The sequence below is a fragment of the Isobaculum melis genome (assembly GCF_900111355.1).
In the GTDB taxonomy this organism is placed as follows: Bacteria; Bacillota; Bacilli; order Lactobacillales; family Carnobacteriaceae; genus Isobaculum; species Isobaculum melis.
Genome location: NZ_FOHA01000013.1, coordinates 29,593 through 45,366 on the forward strand (window position 1 = coordinate 29,593; position 15,774 = coordinate 45,366).

The window sequence follows — 15,774 nt, forward strand, 5'->3', positions numbered from 1 at the left end:
TAATATACACCTAAAGGAGTGAAGCCTATGCATGAAAAATTATGGCAGACTTGTCAAAAAGAGTTGAACATCAGTAACCAGCCAACCCCTGAATTAATGACATTTGGTAACACAAAAGAAATGGCAGATGAGCTAGCCGAGTTAGTTTTAGCTGGTGAAAAAATAGCCACCTCGTCCTTACTTGAATTGTATGACTACCGAGAAGCAAAAATCAGCGAAGTTGGAGATTATGCCTTATTATTAAACGGTGATAGTGATGCAGTAGCAGTGGTAAAAGTAGTGCGTACTACAATCCAAAGATTTGGTGACATTGATGAGCAGTTTGCAAAAGAAGAGGGCGATGGCAGCTTAGCAAATTGGTTAGCCATCCATCTGCCTTATTATACGCAGCAGTTAGCAAGGATTGATCAACCATTTTCAAATGATGTACTGCTACATTGTATTTGGTTTGAAGTGGTAAAATTACTTTCTAATGAAACTTAAGGGGGAAAATCTTTGAGTAAAAAAATAACATTCGGAAAAATTGACATTCAGCTACCTTCAGAAACACTTACAGTCTTTGAAATTTTTGAAGATTTAGCCACTTTATTTGAAACTGATTATCAATCAGAAGCAGTTGCTAGGTTAAAAAAAGAATTAAATAAAATACCAGCTTTAAAACCTAAACCAACGATTGATTATGAAGCAGATAGGACATCGCTAACTAGCCGAAGCGCAACAACTATTTATTGTGTGGCTGAATGTATCAATCATTTAGCTGCTAGTGAAGAGCAACTAACAACTCTCGAAAAAGAGCAAATCATGACAACTTTAAAGACTTGGAAACGGCCAAAACCTCAAAGATGGCAGATTGGAGATGTTTTTAGCATCCCATTAATGGATGGTACCTTTATGTTTGGCCAAGTCATTGATACATACTTAACTAAAAGTTCACCCATTTGTTTACTATTTGAATTGAAAAAAAGTCAAGAAAAAGTTGGAGATGCTGAATTAGCAGTAAGTCAGGTCATTACTGTTTTAAATATAGATAATGAACCACTAAATAATGGCACTTATAAAGTACTTCATCATATGCAGTGTTTTATGTCAAAAGCACAACGAGTAAATGCCAATACTTCTTATGGTGGTACAATCATGACGGCTTTAGGAAATGCTTACTATGGCTTAGAGCCTTGGAATATTTTGTATAAAGAAGATTATTACGACCAACTCTTACTTTCTAACATTGCAAGGCCTAAAACAGCACAAGTCTTAACACAAGAAGCAAGAAATGCTTATCGTAATAAACATGCTGGTGTGTGATAATAGGTGAATAGCGTAAACAAAAAAAGATTCTCTAGAAAAAGAGAATCTTTTTTTATTTACTATTTTTTCTAATGCAAGCTAAAGCCTCTTGAAACAGTAGTTTCTCCTTAGCCATACAAAAGAAAGTCTCTTGATAAAGTGTCACCATTTCTTCTAAAAGTGAAGCATAAGCTTCATGAGAAAGTGTGACCTTTTCTTTAACTAAACTAAAATATAAAACGACTTGTTCAAGTTGGTAATAAATGATTATTTTACCATCAGATTCCATATCATATTGATAGGTCTTTTGCTGACCAAATTGCTGGATTTGTTCAAATAGATGCTCTCTATAAATCGTCCGAATGCCTTTTCTAGAAAAAGCATCTAAATAGATATATTGGAGGAGCCATTCTTTTTGTTTTTCTTCAGGAACCTCCTTGGCTTTTCGATCTGCTTCTGTCCGCGTTTGTTCGGTTTCAATAAAGTGCTCATAAGAGTGTTCATCAAAGCGTTTCTTATTTTTAAACATAAACCAATATTTTTCAAAAGCGCCTTCTCGAAGTGTTTCAAGGAAAAATGACCAATCATTCAATCGTTGCTCCTGTTCCTTTTGATAACTTGTTTGATAAGTAAGGAATAATTCTTTCCATAATGAATAAGAAATTTGAGGATGTGTTTCTACAAGATAGACAAAATCCAGTAAAAAAGCACTTGTCAGCATATATTTTTGAAAAGGTTCACTTGCAAAATAAGCTTGAATTTGTGGCAATTGTGCTTCTCCAGCCTCATCCTGACAAAAAGCTGCATATTGGTTTAATAACGCCTTTTTCTCTTTTTGAGCTGTTTTACCCAAGATATCTAATTTGGCAATATTTAAATGAATGGATTCTAACGCATCTTTAATTGGTTGGTATTGAGCATCTTTTAGTTGCTGTAAGGAAAAAATTTCAACTAGCATGATGTAAAAATCAAGCGGCATCTGTTGATAATGTTGAATAAAATAAACTAACAGATCAATGGTCTCAGGCTCACGAGGTACTTTGATAATAGGATAAACTTGATAGGTTAGCGGATAGATTGCTTCTTGCCAAAGATATTCTCTTTCGTAGTAAGGAACAAACTCATAAAACGGTAGTGTCATCCGAATGGCTGGCGCTTCATGTGCTAGTCTCAAGCTACGATAATTTGTAAATGTAATCCAAGTAGAAAGATTTTCTTTTTTATGAAGCTGTTTTAATAAATCGATTTGCCTTTCAAGAGATTCAAAAGCAATGACTTTAAGCAAGGAATAAAGTGTAACAGGCGACTTTTCTTTATGTGGATCATAAGTAAAAAAAGCATGTGAAAGGATGGGCATCGTATCAGCAAATAAACCATAGCTCATGGAAAAAACAACTAAAAATGGCATTGGTAATAGTTGTTGTTTTTGATAATGTTGTAAAAATTGTGCAAGAACTTCTATCCACTCATCATCATATTGAACCGCTAAAAAAGTAGGGGATAGGAAAAATTTTTTCCATGTTGTAAGTAAATCCAATCGCTGATTTTGTTGGAATAAAGTTTGTAATTGTTCAATCGCTTCTTTTGTTGCATCATTTACTTGGCTAGATAATTGAAATTTTTCTTTTTTTGTTGAAGTATCAAGTTTAAGAGCCGTTTTAGAAGCTTTTATGTAGGCAGCATATAATTCTGGTAGGTCTTCATAATAGTGGGTACCTAAAGTGTGTAGCCATTGTTCAAAATAAGCCTGTTGGATGTCTTTCCAGTTGACTGTTTGTTCGATATTTAGTAGATCCCAAATCATTAACACGCACTCCTTTTATTTTTGCATTTCATTTTATTCTATTTTAACACAGAATAAAAAAGGAATCCGCTAAGAAAGATTACTTGTTATATAAACATAAAAAGAGCTTCATGTATATTTTGAACTAATTACTATGAGCCATTAAATCAAACCTTTGTTAAAGGGGTTAGTAGGAGAATATAATAAAGTCTTCTCAAAAGATAAGTTTTATAGTATAATATAATTTCATATAACTATATATGCAAAATTTAATAAAGGATGCGTTTTCGATGAAATTAAGTAAAAAACTGAGCATTTTTAGTATCATTATTTTGTTTTCTCAAATCAGTCTAAGTGGTATCTCAAATGCAGATGAAACTCAGCAGGAAATACATACGAGTAACAACTCTGAACTAAATACAACAAATGAAAGCACTTCTACGGAAGATGAAGAAATAGCAGCAGAAGATAGTAAACAAGATTCAGAAACTGAAAATAGCTTCAATGAGGTAAGTGAAGCAGAAGAGGCCGTAAAAGAGGAGCCAATTACAGAAGAAGTATTAACTGAAAGTAATGTGGCTGAAGTAGAAAACACCAGAATAGATAACACAACTAACCAGACGAATCCGTCTGCCGTTGAACCCCTCTCTTCATGGATGCCAGATCCAGTTCTACAACAAGAAGTAGCGAGAACATTGGCAATACCAGTAGAAGAGATTACAAAAGACTCCTTGAGGAGATTATCCCGTATAGAGATACAGGAAGGTACCATTTCAAATCTTAAGGGACTCGAATTTGCCAATAATTTAGTGAGTATCAGATTAGCTGACAATGCTGTTGAAGATCTTTCGCCATTAGCGAATCTTACTAAGTTAACAATATTGCGTCTGCCTAACAATAATATTAGCGATATCAGCTCCCTTTCTCATCTGGTTTCGTTATGGTATGTTGATTTATCTGGGAATAAGATTAGTTCCATTCAAACAATCAGCTCTTTAACTGAACTCAGCAATTTAAACCTATCTGATAATCAAATTAGTGATTTGACACCACTTGCTGGTTTATCAGCTCTCAAAACTTTGGATTTAGATCATAATCAAATTAGTGATTTGATGCCACTAAGTAAATTGGCTACTCTTGATTTTTTAAGCTTAACTAATAATCAAATTTCGGATTTGAGTCCACTTAAAAATCTCGTTGAAATCCAACAATTAATTTTGACTGACAATCAGGTAAGTGATATCAGTCCGCTTATTCCACTAAAAAAAATGACGACTTTGCACATGTCGAATAATCAAGTGAGTGACATTAGCAGCCTTGATTTTAAAAAGCTTGCATTTTTAGAACTAGCCAATAATCAAATTAGTGATGTGAGCTTTATTGATTATCACGGTTATTATCTCGATTTAAGTCACAACCAGATTACTGATATTAGCTCTCTAACTTTTTGGGATCAAACAAGAAGAATCGATTTATCTCATAATCAAATTCATGATGTTAGCTCAATGAAGCCAAAGAAACCTTCTCATTTGGAGAGATTGAACATTAGTCATAATCAGATTGCAGATATCAGTCCACTTAACTCGTTCAACTTACTAGCTGAACTAGATGCATCTAATCAAACCATCAACTTACCGGATGTTGTTTTTTATGATACGCAATATACACAAAATGATTTACTGATAACTGCGATTGATGGGAGTGCTGCTGACTTAAATCCAATAGCTTTAAGAATGGCAACACCAGCAGGAACTTATCAGTCAGAAACAAATAGTATTCATTGGACAAACTTAGCAGCAACAGGTTCGTTTGACGCTTCCTGGTCTACTAGCTCTCGAGCTGGCGAATTTAGCGGAACGATTACACAGAAATATACTGCTAACAAGGATCTAACAGCTATTGAAGTCAAAGATTCTACACTTTATATTGGTGAAACATGGACACCACAGGATAATTTTGTCTCAGCTACGAATAGAGATGGACAAGCCATTAATTTTGATCTTGTAACAGCTGAAGGAGTGGTTGATACAAGTAAAGTTGGTCAATATCAAGTAACTTATTCATATGAGGGTCAGCTACAGACAGCAACTATCACAGTTCAAGAAAAAGTAGCACCTATAAAAGAATCAAACGATCCAACCAATCAAACTAAGACTACACCTAAATTACCACAAACTGGAGAAACTTCTAGTAAAATGCCAATTGTGATTGGCTTAATTGTCATTGTTTTAGCAATTGTTATTTGGCGCTTTAAGAAAAAATAACCTAGTTTTCAAAAAATTAAACCTAGACCAAACAGTCTAGGTTTTTCATTGCTTTCAGATTAAATTTTATAAAAAGTTTCATTTTCTGTTATACTACATATATTAGAATTAAAGGGTGAGGAATAAGATGGAAAAGACGCTACTTGTCAAAAATGAAGAAGAAACAAAACAAATCGCATTAAAGCTTGCTGCCTTAGTTGAGCCAGGTGATGTCATCTTGCTAGAAGGAAATCTAGGTGCTGGAAAAACGACTTTTAGTAAAGGGTTAGCACTAGGCTTAGGGATTCAAAAAACAATTAAGAGTCCAACCTTTACCATCATTAAAGAATACCATCAAGGCAGATTACCTTTCTATCATATGGATGTTTATCGTTTAGAAGATAGTGGTGCAGATGATTTGGGCTTAGAGGAATATTTCGAAGGAGATGGCTTTTCCGTTGTGGAATGGGCACATCTGGTAGCTAAAAATTTACCACAGACTTATTTAGAAATCACATTGAATGTTGAAACAAATGATGTTGAGGGAAGAAAAATTCATTTTAAAGCTGTTGGAACACATTATGAGCAGTTATTAACGGTATTAGAAAAGCAACTTTAAAAGGAGGTAGCAAAAAGTGACTGAAGAAATAACTGTTGAGCTGCGAGAAGTCATTCCAGAAGATGCTGTTGATATTTTAGCGTTGCTAAAACAAGTAGGTCAAGAAACAGATTATTTATTGTTAGGGACAGAGCAGCAAGTATTAACGGTTGCACAAGAAAAAGAATATCTTCAAAATAGGATAGATTTACCTAATAATCTCATGTTAGTGGCAATTGCAGGCAATAAAATCATTGGACTAGCTTCTGTAACAGCTGATACTAATAAAAAAATCCAGCATGTTGGTGAGATTGGTATCAGTATTTTAAAAGATTACTGGGGCTTTGGCGTGGGTAGTCTGTTATTAGATGAATTAATTTATTGGAGCCAAACAACTGGTCTGATTCGTAGGTTAGAACTAACCGTTCAAGAAAGAAATCAACGAGCCGTTCGCTTATATGAAAAATTTGGTTTTCAAACAGAAGGACTCATGGAAAGAGGGATTTGTTTAAACGGAGATTTCCATTCTGTTCGGTTGATGAGTTTGCTGATTGATGGCTAAAATTGAATTTATTCGCTGATTTAAAAAGGTTTTAGAGTGTTTTCTCTAAAACTTTTTTATTTTTTTAGAACAAAACAGAACAAATGTTTGACAAACGTTTGTTCTGTGTGCTAAGATGTATTTAACAAGTCGAAATGATGAATAACAAAATAAATGAAATGAGGGTTTTAATATGAACTTTTTACAAATGTATGGATTTATGTTTTTCGGGGTATTAATATATGGCGTTTTAGGACTCGTATTGATTGTCATGGATGAGCAACGTTCAATCAAAGCGAGTGTTCGTAGAATGATCTTAAAAAGAAGAGCCTATAAAGCTTATAAGGCCCAACACTTATTACACAAATAGCCTATTTTTTCATGGATTAAATAGCAAAAAGTCGTTTTATTCAAAGCAATAATTGCTAATGAATAAAACGACTTTTAAATTTAAATAGATTTAATAAATGGTTTCAGTGCTTGTTCACCAAATTGTTCTTCCAAATGTAAAAGAATCTTCGCGCAAGCATTGCTATCAGCTAAAGCATGATGATGATTTTCAAACGGGATATTCAGATAATCACAAACTGTATTTAAGCGATGATTGCTACTAGCTGGCAGTAATTTACGGCTAGATTGAACGGTACATAAAGTTTTGTAATGGGGAGCCGGCATACCATAATAATCTAAACAGCCTGCTAAAATACTTTTATCAAAGTTCATATTATGTGCCACAATTAACTGGTTTTCAGTAAAGTAATCTTTTAAATGATACCAAACTTCAGGGAAGTAGGGCGCTAAGGCGACATCCTCTTCTTTAATCCCATGAACTTGGATATTTCGCCAAAAAAATGGGGTCTCAGGTTTAATCAAGGTGTAATATTCATTTGTAATTTGATTATTTTTTACAAAAGTTAGGGCAACAGAACAAGCACTATGCTTTTCGTGATTGGCCGTTTCAAAATCAAAGGCAATAAAATCCATGTTGGTCCTCTCTTTTCTGGTTAGATATGCTATCCTGCATTTATTTTATTATAACGCGCTTTCCTGCTGATTACTAGTTGTAGAAAGTCAGAATCAGTTTGATTTTATAAAAAAATAAAGAATAAATTAGTACTTGGTTCTAATTTTTTCTTTTTATTTAACAGAATGTATGTAATAATAGGAACAACTAGTTTGACTATCACGTCATAAGAATTGAGGAATATCAATGAAAAAGCAACGATTTTATATGATTTCTTTAGATGCATTTGGTTCAAAAGACCTTGCCTATGCTCAAACACTCCCTCATTTTAAATATTTATTAGATAGAAGTGCACAAGTAAAAGAGGTAAAAAGTGTGTATCCATCGCTGACCTATATGGCACATACCTCGATTGTGACAGGAGTCTCTCCTAAAACACATGGGATTGTGAATAATACTTTTTTACAGCCTAAGCGTATGTCGCCTGATTGGCATTGGTATGCAAAAGATATTCAAGTGCCAACGTTATTTGATCTGGCCAAGTCTGCGGGTTATCAAACAGCAAGCTTTTTATGGCCTGTCACTGGAAGAAGCAAGCAAATTGATTATAACTTTGTTGAAATTTTTCCAAATAGAAAATGGCAAAGCCAAGTAGGGGTTTCGCTGTATGCTTCCTCCGCTTCCTTTATTTATCAATTAAATCGCAAGTTTGGTCATTTAAGAAATGGTATTGCGCAACCTGAATTAGATGATTTTCTCACTGCAAGCATTGTGGAGACCATTAAAACAAAAAATCCAGACTTTTTAGCCGTTCATTTTGTTGATTTAGACAGTATGCGCCATCAATATGGTGTCAATACACCAGAAACACAGGCCGCGATTAGAAGAATGGATGAACGTCTGGGTGAAATCCTACAAGTGATGGCCTATAAGGATATTTTAAAAGATACAGTGATTGCTGTTTTAGGAGATCATTATCAAATTGATTTACACACAGCGATTCGTTTAAATAAAGATTTTCAGCAAAGAGGTTGGATTAAGTGCAATCGTAAAGGAGAGCTTAAGCACTGGGATGTGATTGCAAAGTCTGCTGATGGTGCTTGCTATATTTATACCAAACCAGGTATTAACCTTAATCACGTTCGTCAATGTTTAGAGCAATATAATGAAGAATTTGAAATGATTTATAGTAAAAAAGAAGCCACCTCGTTAGGGGCAGATCCAGCATGTACCTTTTTAATTGAGGGCTATGCAGGTTACTTTTTTTTAGATGAGATGAATGGACCGATGATTGAAAAAGTTCAAGCATCTAATCATTTATATAAGGGAACACATGGCTATTCTCCTGATAAACCTGATTATGCAACGACTTTATTTATTTCAGGTCCTGGAATGGATGAGACAGCTAGAATACCTTATGGAAGGTTGGTAGATGAAGCGCCTACTTTTGCAAAAATTATGGGGTTATCATTTCCCAATAAAATCGAAGGTGTCGTTTTAGAAGAATTATTTGCACAAAATGTTAGGGCTGATGAGGAAGAGGAGCTAACAAATGGATGAGATAAAGGAAAAAAAGAAGCCATTTAAGTATACGAAATTAGAAAAAAGTTGGATTTTACAAGACTGGGCAAACTCTGCTTACTCCATTATGATTACAACTGCAGTTTTTCCACTATTCTTTAAAGCGATTACTGAAAGTAATGGGATAAGTGACGCCTCTTCTACTGCTTGGTGGGGCTATGTAAATGCACTATCTACCTTGATTGTATCTGTCTTAGCACCTTTATTAGGCACTTTAGCAGATTATAAGGGGTACCGCAATCCATTGTTCACTTTAGCGACCATGTTAGGGGTCATCGCTACACTATTATTTGCATTTGTACCTGATGATAGCTGGCAATTACTTCTCATTTTATATACTTTATCTTCAGTTGGCTTTGCGGCATCTAATATTTTTTATGATGCTTCATTAGTAGATGCTACAACAAGTGAGCGAATGGACCGGGTATCTAGTTCTGGATTTGGCTGGGGCTATATTGGGAGTACAATTCCTTTTATGATTTTTATCTTTTTCCAGTTGACAGGTATCTTGCCAATTTCAACAGGCTTATTAACCAAATATGCCTTTATTTTAACCGCTTTATGGTGGTTTATATTTACAATTCCTTATTGGAAAAATGTGAAGCAAAAAACATATATTGAAAAGCCGCCTCATGTGGTTGCTCATAGCTTTAAACGCTTATGGCAAACCCTGAAGCATATCCGTCAATATCGCAATGTTTTCTTATTTTTGTTAGGGTATTTCTTCTATATTGATGGAGTCGGGACAATCTTTACAATGGCTACCACTTTTGGAACAGATATTGGCATTTCTGCAAATAACTTAATTGTGATTATGTTGATTGTTCAATTTGTTGCTTTCCCATTTTCGATTTTATATGGTGTATTGGCAAAGCATTTTGGTAATAAGCGCATGATATTTATTGGGATTTTGACTTATGTTGGTATTTGTTTGTTTGCGATTCAAATGGATTCTATGCTAAAATTTATTATTTTAGCAGTTTTAGTTGGGACTGCACAAGGAGGCATTCAATCTCTTAGTCGTTCATTGTTTGCACAAATTATCCCTCAAGAAAGTAGCAATGAATTCTTTGGCTTCTATAATATTTTTGGGAAGTTTGCTGCTGTTATGGGACCATTAATTGTGGGGATTATTACAAGTGTGACGGGGCATTCAACAGATGGTGTGTTTGCTTTAATTATTCTTTTTATTGTCGGCGGAATATTCCTTCATTTTGTTGATTCAACACCAATTGAGCAGAAAAAATAATTTAGTAAGACTTGCGAAGGTTTTCGTAAGTCTTTTTTTGTGCGCTTAATTGACAGAAAAAAATAGGTGTGTTATATTCTACATGAACGAACAAAATCAAACATAAACAAACTTTTTGAGATTGAGAGGTGAGGTTGTGATTTTAGCGGTAACACTAAATCCATCCGTAGATATTGCCTATTCGATAGCGCATTTTGCTTTAGATGATGTGAATCGAACAAAAGAAGTCAGCAAAACTGCAGGTGGAAAAGGATTAAACGTTGCAAGGGTCATCCATTTACTAGGAAAAAATGTTTTAGCTACAGGAATTGTTGGTGGAGAGTTAGGGGGATTTATGGAAAGACAACTATCAAATGATGGCATTGCACATGAGTTCCTTCAAACTGATCAACCCTCACGAAATTGTATTGCAATTTTGCATGATGATGGCAAGCAAACAGAAATTTTGGAAGCGGGTCCAACTTTGGGTGGACAAGAGGCACAGCAATTTTTGCAGCATTTTAAGCATCAAGTGGAACAAGTATCAGTGGTCACTATTTCAGGTAGTTTACCGTTAGGCCTCCCAATTAATTTTTATTGTCAGCTACTTGCTATTGCAGCAGAAAAACAGGTGAAAGTCTTACTTGATTGCTCAGGTCCAGCTTTAGAAGCCACCTTGAAGTCTAAGTATAAGCCTTATTTAATTAAACCAAATCTCTCTGAACTGAGTCAGATTGTTGAGAAAAATTTAAATGGAGATATTCAGGAGTTAAAGGCTGTATTAAAAGATGAACGTTTTACTGGTATTGCTTGTATGGTGATTTCAATGGGGGCTCAAGGGGCGTTTGTTAAATATCATGATGCTTTTTATCAAGTAGAGATTCCTAAAATTGAGGTTGTCAATCCAGTAGGATCAGGCGATGCAACTGTGGCAGGTTTGGCGGTAGCGATTTCTGAAGGAAAAACAATTGAAGCGATTCTTGCTACGGCAATGACGACAGGAATGTTAAACACAATGGAAGCACAAACAGGTTATATTTCAATCACACATTTTGATGCTTATTATCAACAAGTAAAGGTTACAAAAATTGATTAAATACGAATTGGGAGTGAAGGACAAATGTTAACATTAACAAAGAGTAAAAGAGCAGCAATGGAAAGATTATCAGATGAACAAGGAATTATTGGTGCATTAGCAATTGATCAACGTGGTTCATTAAAGAAAATGATTGCTGCGGCCAGTGATCAGCCAGTTGGGGACGAAGGGATTGTTACTTTTAAGGAATTGGTTTCTGAGAAATTAACCCCTTATGCTACCTCTATTTTATTAGACCCAGAATATGGCTTGCCAGCTGCTAAGAAAAGAGCAAGCAATGCCGGTTTGCTAGTGGCCTATGAAAAAACAGGCTATGATGCAACTGAGCCAGGTAGATTACCAGATTTATTACCAACATGGTCTGTTCATCGCTTAAAAGAAGTAGGAGCCGATGCGATTAAATTTTTACTTTATTATGATGTAGATGAGGCTACTGAAATCAATGATCGCAAGCATGCTTTTATTGAACGTTTAGGTTCAGAGTGTGTAGCTGAAGATATCCCATTTTTCCTAGAGTTGGTTTCTTATGATGCCGCAAATGATGATGTGAAAAGTGCCGCTTATGCAAAGGTAAAACCACACAAGGTTAATGAAATGATGAAAGAATTTTCTAAACCAGCTTATCATGTAGATGTTTTAAAAGTAGAAGTACCTGTGAATATGGAATTTGTAGAGGGCTATGCTCAAGGTGAAGTCTTATATACAAAAGAAGAAGCAACGCGCTATTTCAAAGAACAGAGTGAAGTAACTGATTTACCATTTATCTTCTTAAGTGCAGGTGTCAGTGCTGCTTTATTCCAAGAAACACTAGTATTTGCCCATGAAGCAGGCTCAACCTTTAATGGCGTATTATGTGGCCGTGCAACTTGGAAAAATGGTGTAGCGCCATTTGCTAGTGAAGGTTCAGCAGCCGGCACAAAATGGCTAAAGACAACAGGTAAAGAGAATATTGAAGCTTTAAATAAAGTCTTAAAAGAGACTGCGTCATCGTGGTATCAAAAAGTAAAATAAAATGAATTACTAGGATAAGAGAACTTTCGTGCTTCAAGAAGGTTCTCTTATTTTTTTACTTGAATTGTGCTAAAATAGATAAATAATGATGAAACTGATAAGTAGAGAAAAATAGGTGACGATAAATATGAAAATATTAGCAATTGACACATCCAATCAAGTGATGACTATTGCACTTTTAGAGGATCAAACAATTTTAGGGGAATTAACCACAAATATTAAAGGAAATCACAGCACACGCTTAATGCCTGGCATTGACCAACTAATGAAAGAAGTCGGAATGGTACCCAATCAGTTAGAAAAAATAGTGGTTGCTAAAGGTCCTGGTTCTTATACAGGTTTACGAATTGGCGTTGTGATTGCCAAAACACTTGCTTGGACACTAGATATTCCTTTAGTGGGCATCTCAAGCTTAAAATCACTTGCAGGAAATGTGCGACATTTTGAAGGAGTGATTGTGCCTATTTTTGATGCACGAAGAGACAATATCTATACAGGTGCCTATCAATATAAGGGAAAGCAATTGGCAGTCGTTATTCCTGATCAGCATATTGCTGCTGAAAAAATGAGTGAGCAGCTTGAAAAAATAAACCAGCCGATTTTATTTGTAGGAATGGATGCTGAACAATTTGACCCAATTTTTAAAAAGCATTTAAGTGTGGCTTATGATTTTGCTGCTCCAGAAGAAAATATGCCCTCTGCTTGTGTGCTAGGGCGCTTGGGATTAGCTGAAGCGCCAAGTGATACCCATGAATTCTTGCCTTCTTATTTAAAATTAGCAGAGGCAGAGGAGAACTGGCAAAAAGCACATCCTGAGTTAAAAGGCGGGAATTTCATTGAAAAAATTTAAAGAATTTTTCAACATTAAAGAAAAAAAGCCGAACAACAGATGGCAAAGAGATTCTTTTCAAGTAATTGAAAAAGAATTAACCTTATTAGAAGTAGCAGACACCATTATTTTTCGACGTGGCTTTTTTGAAGACATTGATGGTCTTTTGGATGTGGAGCGTTTAAGCTATCATGGTGAAACACCTTGGAATAGACGTGCTTTTGAACATGAGATGCGACGCAATAAAAATGCCATTTATTTAGTACTCGTTTTTGAATATCAACTCATTGGTTTCATTGGTGCTTGGTTTGTTCAAGGAGAAGCACATATTACAAATATTGCCATTATCCCCAAATTTAGAAATAAAGGCTTGGCTTCCTTCTTAATCAAGGAGCTAGTTGAATTAGCCATTCAAAAAGAAAATAATATAATGAGTTTAGAAGTAAGAACCTCTAATACAACCGCTCAAAGTGTTTATCGAAAAATGGGATTTGTAGATGGAAAAATCAAAAAAGCTTACTATGCCAGTGATCTTGAAGATGCCTTAGAAATGAGTTTAGATTTAAGAAATAAAAAAGACTTAATGGTAGAAATAGATGAGGGATAAGCAGCTAGTAGGAGAAATAAAATGCATCCATCTTCCGAAAGAAGCAGAAGCTTTAGGTCAGGATTTTTTTCAGCTTGCTGATCAAAGCTATCTAACAGGTTCCCCATGGAAACCAGCACTTTTTATAGAGGAATTACAAAATCAAAAGGCTTATTACTTTGCTTTTTATCAAAAAGAAGTATTATTAGGCTTTGCAGGCTGTCATAAGGTAATAGATGAAGTGGAAGTGCTGAGTGTTGCTGTTGCACCAGAAGTAAAAGGGGTTAAAATTGGAGAGCAATTAATGTTAGCACTGATTTATGAAGCAAGAAATTGGCAATGTACACAAATCTTGTTAGAAGTGCGGGCTAGTAATGAGCCGGCACAAAAGCTTTATCAAAAAGTTGGCTTTACACAAATTGGACTCCGTAAAAAATATTATCATGCCCCTCAAGAAGATGGCATCATCATGTCTCTTCAATTAATAGATGAAAAATAGAGAGTGTGGAAAAAAATGACACAAAAGAAAACCTTAATATTAGCGATTGAAACAAGCTGTGATGAAACAAGTGCTGCAATTGTAGCAGATGGACACATCATCCTTTCCAATATTGTGGCCTCACAAATTAAGAGTCATATGCGTTTTGGTGGTGTTGTACCAGAAATTGCTAGTAGACATCATGTTGAGCAAATTACTCAATGTATTGAAGAAGCGATGTCTCAAGCAAAGGTAACCTATCAAGATTTAGCAGCTGTTGCGGTAACTGAAGGTCCTGGGTTAGTAGGGGCTTTACTAGTGGGCGTGAATGCAGCCAAAGCTATTGCTTTTGCACATCAATTGCCACTCATTCCGGTAAATCACATGGCTGGACATATTTATGCCAATCGTTTTGAAGCACCTTTGGAGTTTCCGCTCATGGCATTAGTGGTAAGTGGTGGGCATACTGAACTGGTTTATATGGAAAAAGATGGCGTTTTTGAAATTGTTGGAGAAACAAGAGATGATGCTGCTGGTGAAGCTTATGATAAAGTTGGTAGAGTGCTAGGACTGACCTATCCAGGAGGCAAACAAATTGATCAAATGGCTCATATTGGACAGGATACTTTCCATTTTCCACGAGCGATGATTAAAGAGAACAATTATGATTTTAGTTTTAGTGGCTTAAAGAGTGCGTTTATTAATACCGTCCATAATGCTGAACAGAAGCAAATCGCTTTAAATAAAGAGGATTTAGCAGCAAGTTTTCAAGCAAGCGTCATTGAAGTACTTGTCACTAAAACCATTCGCGCCTGTCAAGAGTATCAGGTTAAGACTTTAGTTTTAGCGGGTGGCGTAGCTGCTAATGCTGGATTAAGAGCCACACTAAAAGAACAAATGGCTTGTCAGCTAGCAGACATAAAACTGATGATTCCACCATTAGCTTTATGTGGTGATAATGCAGCGATGATTGGTGCAGCAGCTTATATTTCCTATCAAAAAGAAGAATGGGCAGGATATGATTTAAATGCCATTCCTAGTTTAGAAATTGATGAAAAATAAATAGACACATCAGGAAATCTTGCTTGTTTGAGATTATTCCTTTGATGAAGAAAGAAGGGGGATTTTATGATCGCAATCAAAGAAGAAAATGTCGCAAATGTTTTTGACAATTATCCAGAAGCTTATCGACAACCATTATTGGCACTACGTCAATTAATTTTGGTAACTGCCAACAACATGCCAGTAGTTGGAGAAATTGAAGAAAGCCTCAAGTGGAATCAACCAACCTATAGTACAAAAGTCACCAAATCAGGCACACCAATTCGGATAGATCGATTTGGTGCTGATAAAATTGCCCTATTTGTTTCTTGTCAAACAACATTAATAGAAGAATTTAAAGAACTATTTAAAGAGGAGCTTGAGTTTTCTAAAACAAGAGCCATCGTTTTAGATCCAAAGAAAGTATTACCAACAAAAGCATTAAGCTTTTGTATTGAAATGGCATTAACTTATCATATCAGAAAAAAAGACAAAAACTGAGTTTTGTCTT

Annotated in this window: 16 protein-coding genes; 14 read left to right on the top strand and 2 right to left on the bottom strand. The window is 35.2% G+C overall.

Annotated features, from left to right (window positions below; all coding sequences use genetic code 11):
* The first annotated feature begins 27 nt into the window (after window positions 1–27).
* Window positions 28–483, top strand: a complete 456-nt coding sequence (locus BMW29_RS09900; RefSeq protein ID WP_092652933.1) for an ASCH domain-containing protein — start codon at window positions 28–30, stop codon at window positions 481–483.
* Window positions 484–495: 12 nt separating this feature from the next.
* Window positions 496–1,302: an Imm26 family immunity protein gene (locus BMW29_RS09905; RefSeq protein WP_092652935.1), complete on the top strand. Its 807-nt coding sequence runs from the start codon at window positions 496–498 to the stop codon at window positions 1,300–1,302.
* Between the two features lie 55 nt (window positions 1,303–1,357).
* On the opposite strand, the gene BMW29_RS09910 is transcribed toward BMW29_RS09905, so the two are convergent.
* On the bottom strand, window positions 1,358–3,088 hold the full coding sequence (locus BMW29_RS09910; protein ID WP_092652937.1) for a hypothetical protein: 1,731 nt from the start codon (window positions 3,086–3,088) through the stop codon (window positions 1,358–1,360).
* Window positions 3,089–3,357: 269 nt separating this feature from the next.
* On the opposite strand from BMW29_RS09910, the gene BMW29_RS09915 reads away from it, so the two are divergent.
* The 3 genes from BMW29_RS09915 (at window position 3,358) to BMW29_RS09925 (ending at window position 6,470) form a co-directional block, all read left to right on the top strand.
* A complete protein-coding gene (locus tag BMW29_RS09915; protein WP_177165740.1) occupies window positions 3,358–5,331 on the top strand; it encodes a leucine-rich repeat protein in 1,974 nt (657 codons plus the stop codon).
* 127 nt (window positions 5,332–5,458) lie between these two features.
* Window positions 5,459–5,929, top strand: coding sequence for a tRNA (adenosine(37)-N6)-threonylcarbamoyltransferase complex ATPase subunit type 1 TsaE (gene tsaE / locus BMW29_RS09920; protein ID WP_092652941.1), 471 nt, complete (start codon window positions 5,459–5,461; stop codon window positions 5,927–5,929).
* Window positions 5,930–5,945: 16 nt separating this feature from the next.
* Window positions 5,946–6,470 carry a GNAT family N-acetyltransferase gene (locus BMW29_RS09925; protein WP_092652943.1) on the top strand — a complete coding sequence of 175 codons (525 nt, stop codon included), beginning with the start codon at window positions 5,946–5,948 and terminating at the stop codon, window positions 6,468–6,470.
* A 429-nt stretch (window positions 6,471–6,899) separates the two neighbouring features.
* On the opposite strand, the gene BMW29_RS09930 is transcribed toward BMW29_RS09925, so the two are convergent.
* Entirely contained in the window at window positions 6,900–7,433 is a 534-nt protein-coding gene (locus BMW29_RS09930) for a 3'-5' exonuclease (RefSeq protein WP_092652945.1), read from the bottom strand.
* Between the two features lie 226 nt (window positions 7,434–7,659).
* Between BMW29_RS09930 and BMW29_RS09935 the strand changes: the two genes are divergently transcribed.
* From BMW29_RS09935 to BMW29_RS09975, 9 genes are all read left to right on the top strand, one after another.
* The gene (locus BMW29_RS09935; protein WP_092652947.1) at window positions 7,660–8,973 is read left to right on the top strand and encodes an alkaline phosphatase family protein; all 1,314 of its coding nucleotides are present in this window, start codon (window positions 7,660–7,662) and stop codon (window positions 8,971–8,973) included.
* Complete coding sequence (locus BMW29_RS09940) at window positions 8,966–10,243, top strand: MFS transporter (protein ID WP_092652949.1); 1,278 nt, start codon at window positions 8,966–8,968, stop codon at window positions 10,241–10,243. Before BMW29_RS09935 ends, BMW29_RS09940 begins: the two co-directional genes overlap by 8 nt.
* Before the next feature lie 136 nt (window positions 10,244–10,379).
* Window positions 10,380–11,318 (top strand): hexose kinase, encoded by a 939-nt coding sequence (locus BMW29_RS09945; RefSeq protein WP_092652951.1) that lies wholly within the window; start codon window positions 10,380–10,382, stop codon window positions 11,316–11,318.
* A 24-nt stretch (window positions 11,319–11,342) separates the two neighbouring features.
* Window positions 11,343–12,329 carry a tagatose-bisphosphate aldolase gene (gene lacD, locus BMW29_RS09950; protein ID WP_092652953.1) on the top strand — a complete coding sequence of 329 codons (987 nt, stop codon included), beginning with the start codon at window positions 11,343–11,345 and terminating at the stop codon, window positions 12,327–12,329.
* 127 nt (window positions 12,330–12,456) lie between these two features.
* Entirely contained in the window at window positions 12,457–13,179 is a 723-nt protein-coding gene (gene tsaB, locus BMW29_RS09955; RefSeq protein ID WP_092652955.1) for a tRNA (adenosine(37)-N6)-threonylcarbamoyltransferase complex dimerization subunit type 1 TsaB, read from the top strand.
* A complete protein-coding gene (gene rimI / locus BMW29_RS09960) occupies window positions 13,166–13,765 on the top strand; it encodes a ribosomal protein S18-alanine N-acetyltransferase (RefSeq protein WP_245706267.1) in 600 nt (199 codons plus the stop codon). The genes tsaB and rimI (BMW29_RS09960) overlap by 14 nt, the downstream gene beginning before the upstream one ends.
* A complete protein-coding gene (gene rimI / locus BMW29_RS09965) occupies window positions 13,755–14,243 on the top strand; it encodes a ribosomal protein S18-alanine N-acetyltransferase (RefSeq protein ID WP_092652959.1) in 489 nt (162 codons plus the stop codon). Before rimI (BMW29_RS09960) ends, rimI (BMW29_RS09965) begins: the two co-directional genes overlap by 11 nt.
* A 15-nt stretch (window positions 14,244–14,258) precedes the next feature.
* Window positions 14,259–15,284, top strand: coding sequence for a tRNA (adenosine(37)-N6)-threonylcarbamoyltransferase complex transferase subunit TsaD (gene tsaD / locus BMW29_RS09970; protein WP_092652961.1), 1,026 nt, complete (start codon window positions 14,259–14,261; stop codon window positions 15,282–15,284).
* Window positions 15,285–15,350: 66 nt separating this feature from the next.
* Complete coding sequence (locus BMW29_RS09975) at window positions 15,351–15,764, top strand: DUF1801 domain-containing protein (protein WP_092652963.1); 414 nt, start codon at window positions 15,351–15,353, stop codon at window positions 15,762–15,764.
* Window positions 15,765–15,774 lie beyond the last annotated feature (10 nt).

What these genes read in the sequence shown, in the direction of transcription:
- BMW29_RS09900 (WP_092652933.1), top strand. Translation starts at nt 28, where the DNA reads ATGCATGAAAAATTATGGCAGACTTGTCAAAAAGAGTTGAACATCAGT.
- BMW29_RS09910 (WP_092652937.1), bottom strand. Translation starts at nt 3,088, where the DNA reads ATGATTTGGGATCTACTAAATATCGAACAAACAGTCAACTGGAAAGAC.
- BMW29_RS09915 (WP_177165740.1), top strand. Translation starts at nt 3,358, where the DNA reads ATGAAATTAAGTAAAAAACTGAGCATTTTTAGTATCATTATTTTGTTT.
- tsaE (WP_092652941.1), top strand. Translation starts at nt 5,459, where the DNA reads ATGGAAAAGACGCTACTTGTCAAAAATGAAGAAGAAACAAAACAAATC.
- BMW29_RS09930 (WP_092652945.1), bottom strand. Translation starts at nt 7,433, where the DNA reads ATGGATTTTATTGCCTTTGATTTTGAAACGGCCAATCACGAAAAGCAT.
- BMW29_RS09935 (WP_092652947.1), top strand. Translation starts at nt 7,660, where the DNA reads ATGAAAAAGCAACGATTTTATATGATTTCTTTAGATGCATTTGGTTCA.
- BMW29_RS09940 (WP_092652949.1), top strand. Translation starts at nt 8,966, where the DNA reads ATGGATGAGATAAAGGAAAAAAAGAAGCCATTTAAGTATACGAAATTA.
- lacD (WP_092652953.1), top strand. Translation starts at nt 11,343, where the DNA reads ATGTTAACATTAACAAAGAGTAAAAGAGCAGCAATGGAAAGATTATCA.
- tsaB (WP_092652955.1), top strand. Translation starts at nt 12,457, where the DNA reads ATGAAAATATTAGCAATTGACACATCCAATCAAGTGATGACTATTGCA.
- rimI (WP_092652959.1), top strand. Translation starts at nt 13,755, where the DNA reads ATGAGGGATAAGCAGCTAGTAGGAGAAATAAAATGCATCCATCTTCCG.
- tsaD (WP_092652961.1), top strand. Translation starts at nt 14,259, where the DNA reads ATGACACAAAAGAAAACCTTAATATTAGCGATTGAAACAAGCTGTGAT.
- BMW29_RS09975 (WP_092652963.1), top strand. Translation starts at nt 15,351, where the DNA reads ATGATCGCAATCAAAGAAGAAAATGTCGCAAATGTTTTTGACAATTAT.